The 19,370-nt window shown below is 62.8% G+C and carries 14 protein-coding genes; 8 read left to right on the top strand and 6 right to left on the bottom strand.

What is annotated here, in order from left to right:
- Positions 1–12: 12 nt before the first annotated feature.
- A complete protein-coding gene (locus FHK92_RS01825) occupies positions 13–612 on the bottom strand; it encodes a CoA pyrophosphatase (protein ID WP_181286545.1) in 600 nt (199 codons plus the stop codon).
- A 146-nt stretch (positions 613–758) separates the two neighbouring features.
- On the opposite strand from FHK92_RS01825, the gene FHK92_RS01820 reads away from it, so the two are divergent.
- Together FHK92_RS01820 and FHK92_RS01815 are read left to right on the top strand one after the other, a co-directional pair.
- Positions 759–1,310 carry an NUDIX hydrolase gene (locus tag FHK92_RS01820; protein WP_181286544.1) on the top strand — a complete coding sequence of 184 codons (552 nt, stop codon included), beginning with the start codon at positions 759–761 and terminating at the stop codon, positions 1,308–1,310.
- 43 nt (positions 1,311–1,353) lie between these two features.
- Positions 1,354–1,860 (top strand): L,D-transpeptidase family protein, encoded by a 507-nt coding sequence (locus FHK92_RS01815; protein WP_181286543.1) that lies wholly within the window; start codon positions 1,354–1,356, stop codon positions 1,858–1,860.
- A 291-nt stretch (positions 1,861–2,151) separates the two neighbouring features.
- Here the strand turns inward: FHK92_RS01815 and FHK92_RS01810 are convergent, their stop codons facing one another.
- On the bottom strand, positions 2,152–2,511 hold the full coding sequence (locus tag FHK92_RS01810; RefSeq protein WP_181286542.1) for a DUF6124 family protein: 360 nt from the start codon (positions 2,509–2,511) through the stop codon (positions 2,152–2,154).
- 1,558 nt (positions 2,512–4,069) lie between these two features.
- On the opposite strand from FHK92_RS01810, the gene FHK92_RS01805 reads away from it, so the two are divergent.
- The 5 genes from FHK92_RS01805 to nagE are packed head-to-tail and all read left to right on the top strand — an operon-like array spanning position 4,070 to position 11,242.
- Positions 4,070–4,801 (top strand): GntR family transcriptional regulator, encoded by a 732-nt coding sequence (locus FHK92_RS01805; RefSeq protein WP_181286541.1) that lies wholly within the window; start codon positions 4,070–4,072, stop codon positions 4,799–4,801.
- 16 nt (positions 4,802–4,817) lie between these two features.
- Positions 4,818–5,924 (top strand): N-acetylglucosamine-6-phosphate deacetylase, encoded by a 1,107-nt coding sequence (gene nagA, locus FHK92_RS01800; protein ID WP_181286540.1) that lies wholly within the window; start codon positions 4,818–4,820, stop codon positions 5,922–5,924.
- Positions 5,905–6,927, top strand: coding sequence for an SIS domain-containing protein (locus FHK92_RS01795; RefSeq protein WP_181286539.1), 1,023 nt, complete (start codon positions 5,905–5,907; stop codon positions 6,925–6,927). The genes nagA and FHK92_RS01795 overlap by 20 nt, the downstream gene beginning before the upstream one ends.
- Before the next feature lie 52 nt (positions 6,928–6,979).
- A complete protein-coding gene (gene ptsP / locus FHK92_RS01790; RefSeq protein WP_181286538.1) occupies positions 6,980–9,493 on the top strand; it encodes a phosphoenolpyruvate--protein phosphotransferase in 2,514 nt (837 codons plus the stop codon).
- Positions 9,494–9,526: 33 nt separating this feature from the next.
- Positions 9,527–11,242, top strand: coding sequence for an N-acetylglucosamine-specific PTS transporter subunit IIBC (gene nagE / locus FHK92_RS01785; protein ID WP_181286537.1), 1,716 nt, complete (start codon positions 9,527–9,529; stop codon positions 11,240–11,242).
- 352 nt (positions 11,243–11,594) lie between these two features.
- Here the strand turns inward: nagE and FHK92_RS01780 are convergent, their stop codons facing one another.
- Complete coding sequence (locus tag FHK92_RS01780; RefSeq protein ID WP_181286536.1) at positions 11,595–11,906, bottom strand: Nif3-like dinuclear metal center hexameric protein; 312 nt, start codon at positions 11,904–11,906, stop codon at positions 11,595–11,597.
- Positions 11,907–11,910: 4 nt separating this feature from the next.
- Entirely contained in the window at positions 11,911–15,807 is a 3,897-nt protein-coding gene (gene purL, locus FHK92_RS01775; RefSeq protein ID WP_181286535.1) for a phosphoribosylformylglycinamidine synthase, read from the bottom strand.
- Between the two features lie 287 nt (positions 15,808–16,094).
- Here purL and mltF point away from each other — a divergent pair, with 287 nt between their 5' ends.
- Entirely contained in the window at positions 16,095–17,555 is a 1,461-nt protein-coding gene (gene mltF, locus FHK92_RS01770) for a membrane-bound lytic murein transglycosylase MltF (protein ID WP_181286534.1), read from the top strand.
- A gap of 165 nt (positions 17,556–17,720) precedes the next feature.
- On the opposite strand, the gene pdxJ is transcribed toward mltF, so the two are convergent.
- Both pdxJ and recO read right to left on the bottom strand, forming a co-directional pair.
- Positions 17,721–18,464 carry a pyridoxine 5'-phosphate synthase gene (gene pdxJ, locus FHK92_RS01765; RefSeq protein WP_181286533.1) on the bottom strand — a complete coding sequence of 248 codons (744 nt, stop codon included), beginning with the start codon at positions 18,462–18,464 and terminating at the stop codon, positions 17,721–17,723.
- Positions 18,465–18,514: 50 nt separating this feature from the next.
- On the bottom strand, positions 18,515–19,204 hold the full coding sequence (gene recO / locus FHK92_RS01760; protein WP_181286532.1) for a DNA repair protein RecO: 690 nt from the start codon (positions 19,202–19,204) through the stop codon (positions 18,515–18,517).
- Positions 19,205–19,370: the final 166 nt, after the last annotated feature.

Genomic DNA, 19,370 nt, shown 5'->3' with positions numbered 1-19,370 from the left:
ATCCTCGGGGCATCAGGTGTTGATGAAAGTCTTGGGCGGCGTGTGCAGGTCGATATCGGCGTCATACAAGAGATTGACCAGCTCCACGATCATGATCGCCGTCAGGCCCCAGATCTTGTACCCCTCGAAACGGTAGCTGGGCACGTACCAACTGCGGCCCTGATAATCGATACGGTGGGTGTGCTCGCGTGGATCCTTGCGGAAAAACTCCAGCGGCACGCTGAACACCGCAGCAATCTCGGCGTCGTTGGCCTGGTATTCGACAAAATCCGGAATCACCCCGACGTAAGGCGTGACCTTGATGCCGTGCAGCGAAATCAGCGGGCTGAGCGGGCCGATCACTTCCACCAAGCCTGGTGGCAAGCCGATTTCCTCCTCGGCTTCGCGCAGGGCGGTGAAGATCAGGTCGGGGTCTTCCGGGTCCCGGCGCCCACCGGGGAACGCCACTTCGCCACCGTGGGTCGAGAGCCCACTGGCGCGCAAGGTCAGTACCAGCTCCGGTTCGTCACTGCGAGTGATCGGCACCAGCACGGCGGCTTCGGGGAAACGTCGGTCAGCCTGCAGATCGTGCGGGGTATGGTTGCTTACTCGATGCAGTAGCTCGTCCAGCATGAGACTTCTCGATTTATTCGCTACCTTGCATCATGCACCAATCATTCAAGCGGCCCAACCCCCGCGCCGCGTCATGTCGCGAAACGACAACTTGCCGATACCCGCCCGTACACGCCAAGATAGGCGCAGCCTTCAGGAATCCCAGCATGAAATTCTGCAGCCAGTGCGGTAACCCGGTAACCCAGCGCATACCCGAGGGCGACTCGCGACTGCGCTTTGTCTGCGACGCCTGCCACACCATTCATTACCAGAACCCCAATATCGTCGCCGGTTGCGTACCGACCTGGGGCAGTAAAGTCTTGTTATGCCGGCGCGCGATCGAGCCACGGCGTGGTTACTGGACATTGCCAGCGGGCTTCATGGAAAACGGTGAAACCGTCGAACAGGCCGCCGTGCGTGAAACCGCCGAGGAAGCCTGCGCCCGGGTGCGCAACCTGAATATCTATACGCTGATCGACGTACCGCACATCAGCCAGGTGCATGTATTCTTCCGCGCCGAACTGATGGACCTCGACTTCGCCGCCGGGCCCGAGAGCCTGGAAGTGCAGTTGTTCGAAGAAGCGGATATCCCTTGGGACGAGCTGGCTTTCCGCACCGTGGGCCGTACCCTAGAATACTTCTACGCTGACCGGCGGGCCGAGGATTACCCGGTGCGATCCGAGTCGATACCGCCGCTGACTCAGCCTGCCAATACTTAGAAAAATCCAATATAGCCGCGACACCTCTAGGGATATCGTTTCAATGCGCTGGTTGCTTGTGCTGTTCTGCTTGTCGTTTACCGCTGTGTCCCAAGCCGCTGCCGTGGGAACCTACAACGGCAAGGTCATCGAAAAAGTCCTGGTGCTCAAATCCGCCCATCAATTGCAGCTGGTCAACGACGGCAAGCCCCTCAAGACCTATCGCATCTCCTTGGGCAAGGGCGCCAAGAAAGGCCCCAAGCTGATCGAGGGCGACAAGCGCACCCCCGAGGGCTTCTACTGGATTGATTGGCGCAAGGTCAGCGACAAGTTCTACCTGTCGATGCACATCTCCTACCCCAACATCGCCGACGCCGCCCGCGCCCGCCGCGAAGGCGTGGAGCCGGGTGGCATGATCATGATCCACGGCACCCCCGACACGGAAGAAAACCCCGAGCAGTTGTTCCATACCCTGGACTGGACCGATGGCTGCATCGCCATGCGCAATGTCGACATGCGCGAGGTGTGGAGCCTGGTGCCGGATGGGACGATGATCGAAATCCGCCCATAACATCATTTTTTGCGGCGAGGCGCTTCTGTGGCGAGGGAGCTTGCTCCCGCTGGGTTGCGAAGCGGCCCCCTGCTTTACCAGCCATCACACCGCAGGGGATGCTGACGCATCCAGCGGGAGCAAGCTCCCTCGCCACAGGGTCGGTGCTCCACCGAATTTTTTGTGTTCGTCTTTCGATTTATCGCGAGCAAGCTCGCTCCCACAGTGGATCGGTGTTGCTCACAGAACCAGTGATGGACACCTAGCCCTGTGGGAGCGAGCCTGTTCGCGAAGAGGCCGGCACTTATGGCATCAAGCCCGAAGCTCGACCCGATCCAGGGCCTTGCTCGCCAGCAATTCTCCCAGCTCGATCATCTGCGCCACTCCCAACGCCACCTGCCGCCGCGAGCCTTCCAGGCCGAAGGCCAAGTCACTAAGCACCGCATTGGCCGAGGCCAGGGTTTCGCTGAGGTTGGCTAGCAGGGCTTCGGTGTCGATGCTGTCCGATACGGTGAACAATTGCACTGAGGGTTTGGGTTCCGGTTCTCTGTCGTCGGGCTTGAGGTAATGGTCCATCGCGCGGTCGGCGGCTTCTTTCAGCTTTTCGGGGGCGTAGTCGCCGTAGGGGAAGGTGGAGGCGGGTTTGGGAGGGTTGGGGGTTTCTTTGATCATTTAGAGCTCCTGATTCAATGGAGCCACCATTCTTCGCGGTCAAACAAAAAAGGGCAGCTGTACGCGGGTTGACCGACCGGGAATCAGATACCGGCACGTCCGAAGACGTCCCACGCACAGCTGCCGCGACACGATACCTCAGACGAAAGAAAAACGCCTGAACTAGGTCTTGGAACACTGGCGTGTCTAGATTCTCGGACGGTCAAATCCGGTCGCTGAATTGGCAACGACACTCAAAGGCTAGGCCCCTCGCTTCCGAGGGACAACCTTAAAAACTTGTCGGAAAGTTCGGTGCGTCTGACAGACCATCCATCTGTTCAGGAATGTTTCGCACAAATTTGCGGGTAGTCTTTTTTGAATCGAATTGGAGTACATATCCATTGCTGCGGTAACGGCTACTTAGGGTTCCGCTTTTACAGCGGGTCACTTTCGAAAAGCGCGAAAGTAACCAAAGCGCTCCTGCCCCACCACTCGGTGCCTCGCCTAGGCTCGGCATGCCCTCACTCCGGCATTGCTCCGTGGGCCCGCCGCGATGGGCCATCCATGGCCCGGCGCGGCTACCTCGGCATCCATGCCGAGGTGCCCACTGCGCAATGCCTGCGCTCGGCCAGCGTGGTTAACGGGGCGCCGAGATCAACGTCTATCGCGAGGCGGCCTGATAGCCGACCTGGCTCTGGATGATCGCATTTCCCCTGTGGGAGCAGGCTTGCTCGCGAAGAGGCCGGCAAGCCCAGCATCTATGTGGCTGAAGCACCGCCATCGCATGATGGCTGGAAAGCTTTTGTGGCGAGGGAGCTTGCTCCCGCTTGAGTGCGCAGCGCTCATCGATTTTTTGGGGCCGCTGCGCGCCCCAGCGGGAGCAAGCTCCCTCGCCACAGGACCGTGCCAGTCCTAAAACCCTTGTGGATATCCAACATCACTGCAAGCTGACCTCTGCTTTCGCATTCAAGCCCGCTCTCACAGCATTTACCGTCAATCAATCTGTGGCGTGATGACGGGGAAGCTTTTGTGGCGAGAGAGCTTGCACAGGGGAAACGCAGTCCCACCAAGAACCAGGTCGGCTATCAGGCCGCCTACTAGTGGTGGACGTTGATTACGGGCGCCCCGTTAACCACGATGGCCGGAGTGAGGGCATGCCGAGCCTAGGCGAGGCACTGAATGGTGGGGCAAGGGCGCTTTGGTTACTTTCGACTGGGCCGGCTTCCGGGCTTTTCGAAAGTGACCCGCTGTAAGAGCGGAACCCTAAGCGGCCGTTACCGCAGAAACGGATATATACACGGACCAAAGAGACAGCCCACCACCGCTCACCACAAAAATAAATATCAAATGTCAAAACCCGCCCTCATGCATACCACTGACCTCAAAAAAACCCAGCCCAACGCTGCAATTCAACGCCATATCATCACCACCCTAATACCACTTTTATAACCACCCTCATCACCACCCAGAAAACACTGAACAACATGGGAAAGCACCGTTGACATGGTATTCAAGTGGTATTAGCTTCCTCCCCAATCACCGAGCGACAACGCCCACAAAAACCGCATCGGACAAACAAATGAACAACATCCAGACCCTGCGCCCCGACGACACCCAACCCACCCCGCTCTACCTGCAACTGGCCCGCAACCTGGAAGCCGCCATCCATGCCGGCCAGTGGAAAGCCGAGCAAGCGATGCCGTCCGAGCGCAGCCTGAGCGAGCAACTGGGCATTTCCCGGGTCACCGCCCGCAAGGCGTTGGAAGTGCTGTTCGAACAAGGCCTGATCCGCCGCAACCAAGGCTCGGGGACGTTCATCACCCCGCGCCTGGAACAACCGCTCTCGCGCCTCAGCGGTTTCAGCGAAATGCTGCGACTTAAGGGCTTCGTACCCGGGTCGCAGTGGCTGGAGCGGGAAATCACCCCGCCGACCCACGAAGAACTGATCCGCCTGGGCCTGTCGCCCACTGACAAAGTTGCCCGGCTCAAACGGCTGCGCAAGGCCGATGACACGGTCATGGCGATCGAGATGAGCACCCTGCCCGCGTCGATCATTCCCAAGCCGCAGGCGGTGGGCGATTCGCTTTATGAATTCCTTGATGGCATCGGCAAACCGGTTGTCCGCGCCCTGCAACACATCCAGGCCATCAACGCCTCGGACGAATTCGCCGCCCTGGTGGGCATCGCCCCCGGCACCGCGATGCTGTTGATGACGCGGGTCGGCTACCTGGAAGACAACACGCCCATCGAAGTCACCGACACCTATTGCCGCAACGACTACTACGACTTTGTCGCCGAGTTGCGGCGCTAGACGATCAGAGAATCCTATGTCCGAAGACAACATACTCACCGCCAACGGCTGGATACGCGGCCGCCTGGTCCACGAACACGGCAAGGTCGTGGCTATCGAAGGCCAGACCTGCGATCCGGCGAGCAATGACCTGCCCTACCTGCTGCCCGGTTTCATCGACCTGCATGTGCACGGCGGTGGCGGCAAGGACATCATGGAAGGCGCGCCGGCGTTCGAAACCATTGCCCGCACCCACGTGCGCTTTGGCACCACGTCGTTGTTGGCCACCACCATGACGGCGCCGAACGAAGAAATCGCCAGCGTACTCAAGGCCCTCGGTGAGTTCTGCGAACAGCGGCCCAATGGCAGCGCCCGGGTCTTGGGCGTGCACTTGGAAGGCCCTTACATCAATCCCGGCAAACTCGGCGCCCAACCGAATTTCGCCCACACCGCGCTAATGGCCGAGGTGGAAACGTACCTGGCCCTGGCGCCGATCCGGGTGATTACCATCGCACCGGAAATCGCCGGCCACGATGCCTTGATCCGCGCCCTCAGCGCTCGCGGCGTGCGCATGCAGATCGGCCATACCCTCGGCAGTTACGAAGAAGGTGTCGCCGCGCTCGCCGCCGGGGCCAGCAGTTTTACCCATTTGTACAACGCCATGAGCCCGTTGCATCACCGCGAGCCGGGCATCGTCGGCGCGGCGCTGGCCCATGCGCAATATGCCGAGCTGATCCCGGACCTGCTGCACGTGCACCCTGGCGCCATGCGCGTGGCGTTGCGTTCGATCCCGTGCCTGTATTGCGTCACCGACTCCACCGCCGCCGCCGGCATGCCCGACGGCGAATACAAGTTGGGCAGCCACACCGTCACCAAATGCCTGGGCGGCGTACGCCTGGCCGACGGCACGCTGGCCGGCAGCACCCTGACCATGGACCAGGCCCTGCGCAACCTGGTGAAGATTGGCCTGCCCCTCGACGACGCCTCCCGACGCTTGTCGCAATTTCCCGCCGACTACCTCGGCCTGCCCGAACGCGGACGCCTGCACCCCGGCGCCTGGGCCGACTGCGTGCGCCTTGACCGCGCCCTGAACCTGACCGACGTGATGGTCGAAGGAGAAGCCATTGACTTCCAAAATGCTTGAAGAGGCGCTCGCCTCGTCCGATGCGGTTCAGCGTCAATTGCAGCGGCTGGATCCGACGCTGGAAGAAATCGCCGGCCGCTTGCGTCGTCAACCGCCGCAAGTGGCGATGACCGTCGCCCGGGGCAGTTCCGACCACGCCGCCAGTTATTTCGCTTACCTGACCATGCAGCAATTGGGCTTGCCGGTGGCGTCGCTGCCGATGTCGGTGGTGACCCTGCAGCAGGCGCCGCTGAAGGTCAGCGGCCAGGTGGCGTTCGCGTTCTCGCAGTCGGGGCAGAGCCCGGATCTGGTCAACAGCCTGCGCCTGTTGCGCAAGCGTGGCGCATTGAGCGTGGCGATGGTCAACGCCGAGGATTCTCCGCTGGAAGCGGCCTGTGAATTCAGCGTGCCGTTGTGTGCGGGCCTCGAAAGCAGTGTCGCCGCGACCAAGAGTTTCATCGCCACCCTCAGCGCCAGCGCGCGGTTGGTGGCTCATTGGAAGGACGACACGGAACTGCTCGAAGCCGGCACTGCGCTGCCCGAAGGCCTGCGCGACGCCGCGCTCCAGGATTGGAGCGCCGCCGTCGAAGCGCTGCGTGACTGCCAGCGACTGATGGTGATTGGCCGTGGCGCAGGTTTTGCCATCGCCCAGGAAGCGGCACTCAAGTTCAAGGAAACCTCGGCGATCCAGGCCGAAGCCTTCAGCAGCGCCGAAGTCCGCCACGGGCCGATGGCGCTGATCGATGAAAACTACCCGCTGCTGGTGTTCGCCCCGCGCGGTGCCGAGCAGGCCGGCGTGTTGAGCCTCGCTGCTGACATGCGCCAGCGCGGCGCCCGGGTGTTGCTGGCCGCCCCCGATGACATCGCCGAGCGCGACTTGACGCTAAGCCGCGCCGGGCATCCGGCCCTGGACCCGATCCTGGCGATCCAGAGCTTTTATGGCATGGCCGCCCGACTGGCCGTGGCCCGGGGCCTGGACCCGGATCAACCACGGCACTTGAGCAAGGTCACCCGGACCCACTGAACCGACAGCGTTCTTTTCATGCAAGGCCAATGATTCCAGAGAGAGCGAGCCCATGCCCAACAACAATAAAGAGCTGACCCTCAGCGCCCCGCTCAGCGGTCCGGTGCTCACCCTCAACAACGTTCCCGACGCGGTATTCGCCAGCGGCGCCATGGGCGATGGGATCGCTATCGATCCACTGAACGACACGCTTTACGCGCCCTGCGACGGCGAGGTGATCCACGTCGCCCGCACCGGCCACGCCGTGACGCTGCGGGCCGACAACGGCGCCGAGCTATTGCTGCACCTGGGCCTGGACACTGTCGAGTTGCAGGGCGACGGTTTCTCCATGCTGGTCAAGGAAGGCGCGCGGGTCAGCAACGGGCAGGCGCTGCTGCGCTATGACGTGGACAAAGTGGCCCAGCGCTGCAAAAGCCTGGTCAGCCTGTTCGTCATCACCAATGGCGAACACTTCCAGGCACGTCCCATCACCCTTAAAGGCGTCAAGGTCGGTGAGCCGTTGCTGCACATTGTCAGCAAAGCGCAGGGGCAAACACGCGACGATGAACCGGACATCGGCATCGAGGTGTTCGGCCAGATCCGCATCGCCCATCGCGGCGGCTTGCATGCCCGCCCGGCAGCCTTGGTCCGCCAGACCGCACAAGGATTCAAGAGTCGTTCACAGTTGCACTTTGGCGGTCGGTCGGCGTCCTGCGACAGTGTCATGGGCATGATGGGCCTGGCGATCAGCGAACAGGCCGAAGTGCATGTCAGTTGTCGCGGCAGCGATGCCGAAGCGGCGTTGCGAGCGCTGTTGGCCACCTTGTCCACGGCCCTGGCCGAGGAAGCCCATGCCCAGGCGCCACAGGCCAAGGCACCGAACCGTGCCGTTGAAGACGGCGTGCTGCACGGTGTCTGTGCCGCGCCCGGACTGGTCAGCGGGCCGTTGGTCCGACTGGAGGGCATTCAATTGCCCGAGGATGTCGGTGGACATGACGTCGAAGAACAACGTCAACGATTGCGCGATGCCTTGGCGCACGTCAGCCGCGATATCCAACAGACGCTGGAACACGCCAAGGCCCGGCGCCACGTCGATGAGCAGGCCATTTTCAGCGCCCACCTGGCGTTGCTGGAAGACCCGGTCCTGCTGGACGCCGCCGACCTCGCCATTGATCAGGGCCACGCCGCGCCCCATGCCTGGAGCCAGTCCATCGACATGCAGTGCCAAGTGCTGCGGCAATTGGGCAGTGCACTGCTGGCCGAGCGCGCCAATGATTTGCACGACCTGCGCCAGCGGGTCCTGCGAGTTTTACTGGGCGAAGCCTGGAAGTTCGACGTACCGGCGGGCGCGATTGTCGTGAAGCGGGAACTGACCCCATCGGAGCTGTTGCAACTCAGCGCGCAAGGCGTGGCCGGCATCTGCATGGCCGAGGGCGGCGCGACGTCCCATGTGGCGATCCTGGCTCGCGGCAAAGGCCTGCCCTGCCTGGTGGCGTTGGGCGATGCGCTGCTCACGCAGGTGCCGGGTCAATCGGTCGTGCTGGACGCCGATGGTGGCCGCCTCGAACTCACGCCAAGCGCCGAGCGATTGATACAAGTGCAGCAAGTACACAGCCAACGCGTCGCCTTGCGCGCCCAGCAACAGACCCTCGCCCATACGCCTGCGCGAACGGTTGATGGGGCAGAAATTGAAGTCGCCGCCAACGTCGCCTCCAGCGCCGAAGCGGGCGAGGCCTTCGCCAACGGTGCCGATGGCGTCGGTTTGCTGCGCACCGAATTCCTCTTCGTCGACCGCCACACCGCCCCCGACGAAGAGGAGCAACGCCAGGCCTATCAAGCGGTGCTCGATGCCATGGGCGACAGGCCGGTGATCATCCGCACCATCGATGTTGGCGGCGACAAGCAATTGGACTACCTGCCGCTGCCGGCCGAAGCCAACCCGGTGCTCGGCCTGCGCGGCATTCGCCTGGCCCAGGTGCGGCCGCAATTGCTGGACCAGCAATTGCGGGGCCTGCTGCAGGCCCGCCCACTTCACCGCTGTCGGATTCTGTTGCCGATGGTCACCGAGGTCAGCGAGTTGCTGCACATCCGCCAACGCCTCGATGCCTTGGGCAGCGAACTAGGCCTGGAGGAGCGCCCGCAGCTTGGGGTGATGATCGAAGTGCCAGCCGCCGCATTGCTTGCCGAGCAACTGGCCGAGCACGCGGACTTCCTCTCCATCGGCACCAATGACCTGTCCCAGTACACCCTCGCCATGGACCGCGACCACGCTGGCCTCGCCGCCCGGGTCGATGCCTTGCACCCGGCGCTGTTGCGGCTGATCGCCCAGACCTGCGCCGGCGCGGCCAGGCATGGGCGCTGGGTCGGGGTGTGCGGCGCCCTGGCCTCCGATCCGCTGGCGACGCCGGTGCTGATCGGGCTGGGTGTACGGGAACTGTCTGTCAGCCCGCCGCAGATCGGCGAGATCAAGGACCGTGTGCGCCACCTCGATGCCGAGCAGTGCCGTCGCGTCAGTACCGATTTGCTGAACCTGCCCAGCGCCGCCGCCGTGCGCCAGGCCTGTCATCACCATTGGCCCCTGGGCTGAGCCCCGTCGGATAACAATAAAAGGAGAGACGCCATGTACCAGCATTTCATCGAAGGATTGCAACGCCTCGGCCGGGCGCTGATGTTGCCGATCGCGATCCTGCCGATTGCGGGCCTGCTCCTGCGCCTGGGGGACACAGACCTGTTGAATATCGCGATCATCCACGACGCCGGCGAAGCGATTTTCGCCAATCTGCCGATGATCTTCGCCATCGGTATCGCCGTGGGTTTCGCCCGGGACAACAACGGCACCGCCGGACTGGCCGGGGCCATCGGCTACCTGGTCATGATCGCGACGCTGAAGGTGCTCGACGCGACGATCAACATGGGCATGCTTGCCGGCATCATCAGCGGTCTGTTGGCCGGCGCGCTGTACAACCGTTTCAAGGACATCAGGCTGCCAGAATACCTCGCGTTCTTCGGCGGACGGCGCTTCGTGCCGATTGTCACCGGTTTCAGCGCCGTCGGCCTGGGCCTGGTGTTCGGCCTGATCTGGCCGTCGATCCAGCACGGGATCAACAGCTTCGGCGAGCTGCTGATGGCCAGCGGCAGCTTCGGTGCATTCGTCTTCGGTGTATTCAATCGATTGCTGATCGTCACCGGCCTGCATCACATCCTCAACAACATGGCCTGGTTCATCTTCGGCAGCTTCACAGACCCCGCCACCGGTGCAGTGGTCACCGGCGACCTGACCCGTTATTTCGCCGGCGACCCCAAGGGCGGCCAATTCATGACCGGCATGTTCCCGGTGATGCTCTTCGGCCTGCCCGCCGCCTGCCTGGCGATGTATCGCAATGCCCTGCCCCAGCGGCGCAAGGTCATGGGTGGGATACTTTTGTCGATGGCGCTGACTTCATTCCTCACTGGTGTCACCGAGCCGATCGAATTCGCCTTCATGTTCCTCGCGCCGCTGCTGTACCTGGTCCACGCGCTGCTCACCGGGTTGTCGATGGCGGTGACCAACCTGTTGAACATCCACTTGGGCTTTACCTTCTCCGGCGGTTTCATCGACATGGTGCTGGGCTGGGGCAAATCCACCAACGGCTGGTTGGTCGTTCCGGTGGGCCTGGTCTACGCAGGGATTTATTACCTGGTGTTCGACTTCTGCATCCGCCGCTTCGACCTGAAGACGCCGGGGCGCGAAGACGTGCCGGCGGGCGACAAGCCGGTCATCGCCGAAAACCAACGGGCCGCGGCCTATATCCAAGCCTTGGGCGGCGCCGACAACCTGATCACCGTCGGCGCCTGCACGACGCGCTTGCGCCTGGACATGGTGGATCGCAACAAGGCCTCCGATGCCCAACTCAAAGCCCTCGGCGCGATGGCCGTGGTCAGGCCGGGTAATGGCGGCAGCCTGCAGGTGGTGGTGGGGCCGATGGCCGATAGCATTGCGGATGAAATTCGCTTGGCGTTGCCCTCTTCCGAACGGCCAATCAGCGCGCCCGTGGCCACCGTAGCTGAGCCTGTCCCCCCGACGGTCGTTTCCGAGACCGAAGCGCAACAATGGCTCGCGGCCCTGGGCGGTGACGGGAATGTCTTGCAGCTCGATTGCGTGGCGACGAGCCGTTTGCGCGTGCAGTTGGCTGACGGCAAGAGGTTGTCGGAAAACCAGCTCAAGGCGCTGGGTTGCCAGGGGATCAGCTCGTTGGAGGATGGTGTGTGGCACTTGTTGCTGGGAGAGAAAGCGCCGGGGTTGTGGCGGGCGTTAGAGGCAGTGGTTGTGAATCGTAAGGCGGATGTCAAAGTCTAGGCCTTCGCCGACTGATCTGGCCTCATCGCGAGCAAGCTCGCTCCCACAGTGGTTTGTGGTTTTGCAGATACTTGTGAATCACACCATATCCTGTGGGAGCGAGCTTGCTCCGGGCGGCGATCCGACGATGGGGCCGGCACAAACAAAACCTCATATCTGACACTCCACAACTCTTGTGGCGAGGGAGCTTGCTCCCGCTGGGTCGCGCAGCGGCCCCAAGCTTCTGGGCGGTTGCTGCGCAACCGAGCGGGAGCAAGCTCCCTCGCCACATGGGTTTGTGTACACAGGAACCACATGCAATAAAAAACCCGCTGAATCAATCAGCGGGTTTTTTATTGCAGCAGCAGGAAGATCAGAAATCCTCCAGCCGCCACACTTCATACGCCGGTGTCTCGTAGGGATGGCTCTGTTTCAGCGCCTCCACCACGGGACGAATCAACTGATCAGCCACTACCAGCTCCACCTTCCATTCCTCGACCTGCTCGACCTGCCCCGCTTCGCCGATGAACGGCTGGCTGCCGTCCAACGGGCGAAACTGGCCCAGGCCTAGCACTTGCCAGGCGCAGTGGTCATAGTCGCCGATTCGTCCGCCACCGGCGGCGAATACGGCGCTTTTGACCTCGTCCACATGGCTGGCCGGGACGAAGAAGCAGAGCTTGTACACCGTCTTAGTTCACCCAGACGCGGGCGTTGCGGAACATGCGCATCCACGGCGCGTCCTCGTTCCAATCGTCAGAACGCCACGAGTTCTGCACTGCGCGGAATACCCGCTCAGGGTGCGGCATCATGATCGTGACGCGGCCGTCGCGGCTGGTCAGGCCGGTGATTCCGCGCGGCGAGCCGTTCGGGTTGGCCGGGTAGGTTTCGGTGACCTTGCCGTGGTTGTCGACGAAACGCAGCGACACACAACCGGACAGGTCGGCTTCGAGCAACGCTTCTTCGCTCTGGAACTCCGCATGGCCTTCGCCGTGGGCGATGGCGATCGGCATGCGCGAACCGGCCATGCCCTGCAGGAAGATCGAGTTCGACTCCTGCACCTGGACCATCGCGACGCGGGCTTCGAACTGCTCGGAACGGTTACGCACGAAGTGCGGCCAGAACTCGCTGCCCGGGATCAGCTCGTGCAGGTTGGACATCATCTGGCAGCCGTTGCACACGCCGAGGGTGAAGCTGTCGGTGCGCTCGAAGAAGCCTTGGAACGCGTCGCGGGCGCGGCTGTTGAACAGCGCCGACTTGGCCCAGCCTTCACCGGCACCCAGCACGTCGCCGTAGGAGAAGCCGCCGCAAGCGACCATGCCCTTGAAGTCGTTCAGGTCGACACGACCGGCGAGGATGTCGCTCATGTGCACGTCGATCGCGTTGAAACCAGCACGGTCGAACGCCGCCGCCATTTCCACCTGACCGTTGACGCCCTGCTCGCGCAGGACCGCCACTTGTGGGCGAATGCCTTTCTTGATGTAGGGCGCGGCCACGTTGTCGTTGACGTCGTAGCTGAGCTTGGCGCTCAGGCCCGGGTTGTCTTCCTCAAGGATCGCGTCGAATTCCTGCTCGGCGCAGTCGGCGTTGTCGCGCAGGCGCTGGATCTGGTAGCTGGTCTCGGCCCACTGGCGCTGCAACAGGCGGCGCTGGCCTTCGAAGACGGTGTCGCCGTTGAAGGTGATGTTGATGTGGGCGTTGTTGATCGGCTGGCCGATCACCGAGACGCACTCGGCCAGGCCGGCGGCGCTGAACTGGGCGAGGATATCCGGGGTGGCGTCCTGGCGAACCTGGATCACCGCACCCAACTCTTCGTTGAACAGGATGGCCGGGATCTCAGCGGCGGATTCGGCGACGCTGTCCAGGGTCAGGTTCAGGCCGCAGTGACCGGCGAAGGCCATTTCCATCACGGTGGTCAGCAAGCCGCCATCGGAACGGTCGTGGTAGGCCAGCAGGTGACCGTCGGCGTTGAGGCCCTGGATCACGGCGAAGAACGCCTTCAGGTCTTCGGCGTCATCGACATCCGGCGCTTGCGAGCCGAGCTTGCCATGCACCTGGGCCAGGATCGAGGCGCCCATGCGGTTCTGGCCACGGCCCAGGTCGATCAGGATCAGGTCGGTGGTGCCCTTGTCCATGCGCAGTTGCGGGGTCAGGGTCTGGCGGATGTCGGTGACCGGGGCGAAACCGGTCACGATCAACGACAGTGGCGAGGTCACGCTCTTGTCCACGCCTTCGTCATTCCAGCGCGTGGCCATGGACATGGAGTCCTTGCCCACTGGAATGGTGATGCCCAGCTCAGGGCACAGCTCCATGCCGACAGCCTTGACGGTGTCGTACAAGCGGGCGTCTTCACCCGGGTGACCGGCGGCGGACATCCAGTTGGCCGACAGCTTGATGTCGGAAATCTTGCCGATGCGCGAGGCCGCGATGTTGGTCAGGGTTTCGCCAATCGCCATGCGGCCCGAGGCCGGGGCGTCCAGCAGCGCCAGCGGCGTGCGCTCGCCCATCGCCATGGCTTCGCCGGTGTAGACGTCGAAGCTGGTGGCGGTCACGGCCACGTCGGCCACCGGTACTTGCCACGGGCCGACCATTTGATCGCGGGCTACAAGGCCGGTGATGGTGCGGTCGCCGATGGTGATCAGGAAGCTCTTGCTCGCCACGGCCGGGTGATGCAGCACGCGCTCGATGGAGTCGGCGATGTCGAGGGTGGACGGATCGAAATCGTCACCCAGCTCGGCTTCGCGGACGGCCGAACGGTGCATGCGCGGGGCCTTGCCCAGCAGCACTTCCAGCGGCATGTCCACCGGGCTGTTGCCGAAATGGCTGTCGGTCACGGTCAGTTGCGGCTCGGCGGTGGCTTCACCGACCACGGCGAACGGACAACGCTCGCGCTCGCAAATGGCCTGGAAGCGTTCGAAGTCAGCCGGGCCGACCGCCAGGACGTAACGTTCCTGGGATTCGTTGCTCCAGATTTCGTGCGGGGCCATGCCCGGCTCGTCGTTCGGAATGTTGCGCAATTCGAAGCGGCCACCGCGGCCACCGTCGTTGACCAGTTCCGGGAAGGCGTTGGACAGGCCGCCCGCGCCGACGTCGTGGATGAAGCTGATCGGGTTGTTCTCACCCAATTGCCAGCAACGGTCGATGACCTCCTGGCAACGGCGTTCCATTTCCGGGTTTTCCCGCTGGACCGAAGCGAAGTCCAGGTCTGCCGAGCTGGTGCCGGTGGCCATGGACGAAGCCGCGCCGCCACCCAGGCCGATCAACATGGCCGGGCCGCCGAGGACGATCAGCTTGGAGCCGACCACGATCTCGCCTTTCTGCACGTGTTCGGCGCGGATGTTACCCATGCCGCCGGCGAGCATGATCGGCTTGTGGTAGCCGCGAACCTCTTCGCCACGTGGAGTGGTGATGGATTGTTCGAAGGTACGGAAGTAGCCAGTCAGGGCCGGGCGACCGAATTCGTTGTTGAACGCCGCGCCGCCCAGTGGGCCTTCGATCATGATGTCGAGGGCGTTGACGATGCGCTCAGGCTTGCCGTACGGCTTTTCCCACGGCTGTTCGAAGCCCGGGATCTGCAGGTTCGACACCGTGAAGCCGGTCAGGCCAGCCTTGGGCTTGGCGCCGCGACCGGTCGCGCCTTCGTCGCGGATCTCGCCACCGGAGCCGGTGGACGCGCCCGGGAACGGCGCGATGGCGGTCGGGTGGTTATGGGTCTCGACCTTCATCAGGATGTGCACCGGCTCCTGGACCGCACCGTACTGGCGGGTCTCGGGGTTCGGGTAGAAGCGACCAGCGACGTTGCCGACGATCACCGCGGCGTTGTCCTTGTAAGCCGAGAGCACACCTTCGTTGTGCATCTGGTAGGTGTTCTTGATCATGCCGAACAGGCTTTTTTCCTGGCTCTGGCCGTCAATGTCCCAACTGGCGTTGAAGATCTTGTGGCGGCAGTGCTCGGAGTTGGCCTGGGCGAACATCATCAGTTCGATGTCGTGGGGGTTGCGCTTCAAGCCCTGGAAGGCGTTGACCAGGTAGTCGATCTCGTCTTCGGCCAGGGCCAGGCCCAGCTCGGCGTTGGCTTTTTCCAACGCGGCGCGGCCACCGCCCAACACGTCGATGGCGGTCAGCGGCTTGGGCTCGGCATGGCTGAACAGGCCGGCGGCCTGTTCCAGGTTGCCCAGGACGACCTGGGTCATGCGGTCATGCAGGCCATCGGCGATCAGTTGGGCATCGGCCTCGCTGAACTCACCGGCGACATAAAAGGCGATGCCGCGCTCCAGGCGCTGGATTTTCGCCAGGCCGCAGTTGCGGGCGATGTCGCTGGCCTTGCTCGACCACGGCGAAATGGTGCCGAAACGCGGCAATACCAGGAACAGGCGGCCGGTTGGCTCCTGGACCGGAACACTTGGACCGTACTTCAGAAGGCGCGCGAGCACCTGCTGTTCGTCGCCGGTCAAACCGCCGGTGACTTCGGCGAAGTGAGCGAATTCAGCATACAAGCCGCTGACAGCCGGGACTTTCTGGCTCAGTTGCTCAAGAAGTTTGCTGTGGCGAAAGGCAGAAAGGGCAGGAGCGCCGCGCAGGATCAACATCTTCGGGACAGCCTCGGGAAGGGGTGTGCTTTGAGGCCGTGCATTCTAGCCTAAACCGCTGGCAACGGCACCCGAAACGGTACGTGTGATGCCAGCCGAACGTCGGTCGTGCCGCCGGCCGCTCCCTGGCGCGGTCATCGGGTGCGCGCCCCCGAGTTATTTTTTATCGGAAGGAACCCCGCCGAGCGCCGGCCCGCCTGGCTCGCGGACACGTTTTGCAATCTCTAGCAGACTGGCCTTTTGCTGTCGATATATGGCGGTCGAGGCCGTTTGCGTATACTGCGCAGATGTTTTCCCCAACGGCTTTGCGTCCGCGGTACGCCAGATGGCTGATCGCAACCGGACTCTTCCTGGTGCTCAGTGGTTGTGTTGAGAAACCCAACACACTGGAGCGCGTAAAGGAGGATGGCGTGCTGCGGGTCATTACCCGAAACAGCCCCGCCACCTACTTCCAGGACCGCAATGGTGAGACCGGCTTCGAATACGAGCTGGTGAAGCGCTTCGCCGAGGATTTGGGGGTCGAACTGAAAATCGAGACCGCCGACAACCTGGATGACCTGTTCAGCCAGATCGGCAAGCCGAACGGCCCGGTATTGGCCGCCGCGGGCCTGGTCAGCAGCGAGCCGCGCAAGCAGCAGGTGCGGTTCTCCCATCCTTATCTGGAAGTCACCCCCCAGATCATCTACCGCAACGGCCAGTCACGCCCCACTGACGCGGCAGGCCTGGCCGGCAAGAAGATCATGGTGCTCAAGGGCAGCACCCACGCCGAGCAGTTGGCGCAGTTGAAACAGCAATATCCAGGCATCGAATACGAAGAGTCCGACGCGGTTGAAGTCGTTGACCTCCTGCGCATGGTCGATGAGGGCCAGATCGACCTGACACTCGTCGATTCCAACGAAGTGGCGATGAATCAGGTGTACTTCCCCAACGTGCGCGTGGCGTTCGACCTGGGCGACGCGCGCAGCCAGAGTTGGGCGGTCGGCCCCGGCGAAGACAACAGCTTGCTCAACGAAATCAATGCGTACCTGGACAAGGTGCAGAAGAACGGCACGTTGCAACGCCTCAAGGACCGCTATTACGGCCACGTCGATGTCCTTGGCTACATGGGTGCGACAACTTTTGCCCAACATCTGCAGCAACGGCTGCCCAAGTATGAGCAGCACTTCAAGGCCTACGCCAAGAAAGAAAAGGTCGATTGGCGCTTGCTGGCCGCCATCGGTTACCAGGAATCACTCTGGCAACCGGCGGTCACGTCCAAGACTGGCGTGCGTGGCCTGATGATGCTGACCCAGAACACCGCCCAGGCCATGGGCGTGTCCAACCGCCTGGATCCGAAGCAGAGCATCATGGGCGGCGCCAAATACCTGGCCTACATGAAAGATCAGTTGGACGAGAGCATCGAGGAACCGGACCGCACCTGGTTCGCCCTCGCCGCCTACAACGTGGGCAGCGGCCACCTCGACGACGCGCGCAAGCTCGCCGCCAAGGAGGGGTTGAATCCGAACAAATGGCTGGACGTGAAGAAGATCCTGCCGCGCCTCTCCCAGAAACAGTGGTACAGCAAGACCCGCTACGGCTACGCCCGGGGTGGCGAGCCGGTGCATTTCGTGGCGAACATCCGTCGCTACTACGACATCCTGACCTGGGTGACGCAGCCGCAGCTCGAAGGCAACCAGGTGGCCGAGGGCAACCTGCATGTGCCGGGCGTGGACAAGAGCAAGCCGAACCAGGAATCCCCGCAGCTCTGACAGCTGCCCTTCCCCACAGTTTTGCTTGGACTACTCACAAAATTTATATCCACCCAAGATCCCCCTGTGGGAGCGAGCTTGCTCGCGATAGCGGTCTGTCAGTCAACATCCATGTTGAATATGAGGCCCTCATCGCGAGCAAGCTCGCTCCCACAGTTGTGAGGATCAGGATCTGGCAGCCGCCAGGATCAGCGTCTTCATCTCCGCCACCGCCGACTTGAACCCGACGAACAAAGCATGGGCCACCAGCGCATGGCCGATGTTCAGTTCGTTGATGCCCTTGATCGCCGCGACGGCTTCGACGTTGTGATAATGCAGGCCATGGCCGGCGTTGACGATCAGCCCTTGGGCCAAGCCAAAAGTGACGCCGTCGGCGACCCGTTGCAGCTCATCGGCCACATCGGTCGGCGTCTCGGCATCGGCGTAACGCCCGGTGTGCAACTCAATGGCAGGGGCGCCGACTCGCTTGGAGGCTTCGATCTGCCGCTCGTCGGCGTCGATGAACAGCGATACTTCGGCGCCAATCTTTGACAGCCGCTCCACCGCCGCCTTGATCCGCGCCTCCTGCCCCGCCACGTCCAGGCCGCCCTCGGTGGTCAATTCCTGGCGAGTTTCCGGTACCAGGCAAATGTGGGCCGGGCGAATGCGCTCGGCGAACGCCATCATTTCCTCGGTCACGCCCATTTCGAAATTCATGCGGGTCTGCAGCACATCCTTGAGCAGCAACACGTCGCGCTCCTGGATATGACGACGGTCTTCACGCAGGTGCACGGTGATGCCGTCGGCGCCCGCCTCTTCGGCGTCCAGCGCGGCCTTGACCGGATCCGGGTAGCGCGTACCACGGGCCTGGCGGAGGGTGGCGACATGGTCGATGTTCACGCCGAGAAGAATGCGATTGCTGGTGCTCACGAAAAGCGCTCCTGAATGGACAGAGATTCGGCCCACAGCATACGGGGAGATCAGGGCTTGCGAAACAGCTCGCGACTGACCAGCGGCCGGCCACCCAAGTGAACCGCCAGCGCCTGGCGCATCAAACGCTTGGCCGCCGCCAATGCACCGGGCGCGGTCCAGTCGGCTTCGGCCATCGCCAGTAGCTCAACGCCATTGAACAACCCGGGTTGCAACTGATAGACCTGCTCCAGGCCCGCGTCCACCTGCAAGCGATACAAGCCGTCCGCCGCGATGGGCTGGCCGTGCAGGTCGGTGTCGAGGGAAAAACCGTAGCCCAGGTCGTCCAGCAGCCGCCATTCAAAGGAGCGCAGCAATGGCTCCAGCGGCCGGCCTTCGGCCAGGGCCAGCAGCGTGGCGGTGTAGTGGTCGAAAACGGCCGGGTGGGGATCTTCGGCTGGCAGCAGGCGGATCAACAGCTCATTGAGATACAAGCCGCTGAACAACGCCTCGCCGTTGAGCCAGGCCGCGACGCCATTGCTTTCCATGCGCCCGACGTTCTTCAGCTCGCCTCGCCCACGAAACTCGACCTCCAGCGGCACGAACGGCCGCGCCAGCGTCCCGGCCTTGCCCCGCGCCCCCCGCAACACCGCCCGCAGCCGCCCTTGGGGCGTGAGGAAATCCACCAGGGCGCTGCTTTCGCGGTAGGCGCGGGAGTGTAGGACGTAGGCGGGTTGGGCGGTGGGTTGGTTGGGGGACATCGGGGCCTGAATATCAACAAGACATCAATGGTTGGAGAAGTCCCGTGGCGAGGGAGCTTGCTCCCGCTCGGCCGTAGGAGCTGTCAAGTGCAACGAGGCTGCGATCTTTCCCCAGACACTTGAATCTCAAGTGAAAGATCAAGATCAAAAGATCGCAGGCTTCGCC

The sequence above is a fragment of the Pseudomonas brassicacearum subsp. neoaurantiaca genome (assembly GCF_013608025.1).
Classification (GTDB): Bacteria; Pseudomonadota; Gammaproteobacteria; order Pseudomonadales; family Pseudomonadaceae; genus Aquipseudomonas.
Note: the sequence above shows the minus strand (reverse complement) of the source record. Positions and strands in the feature narration are given on the sequence as shown.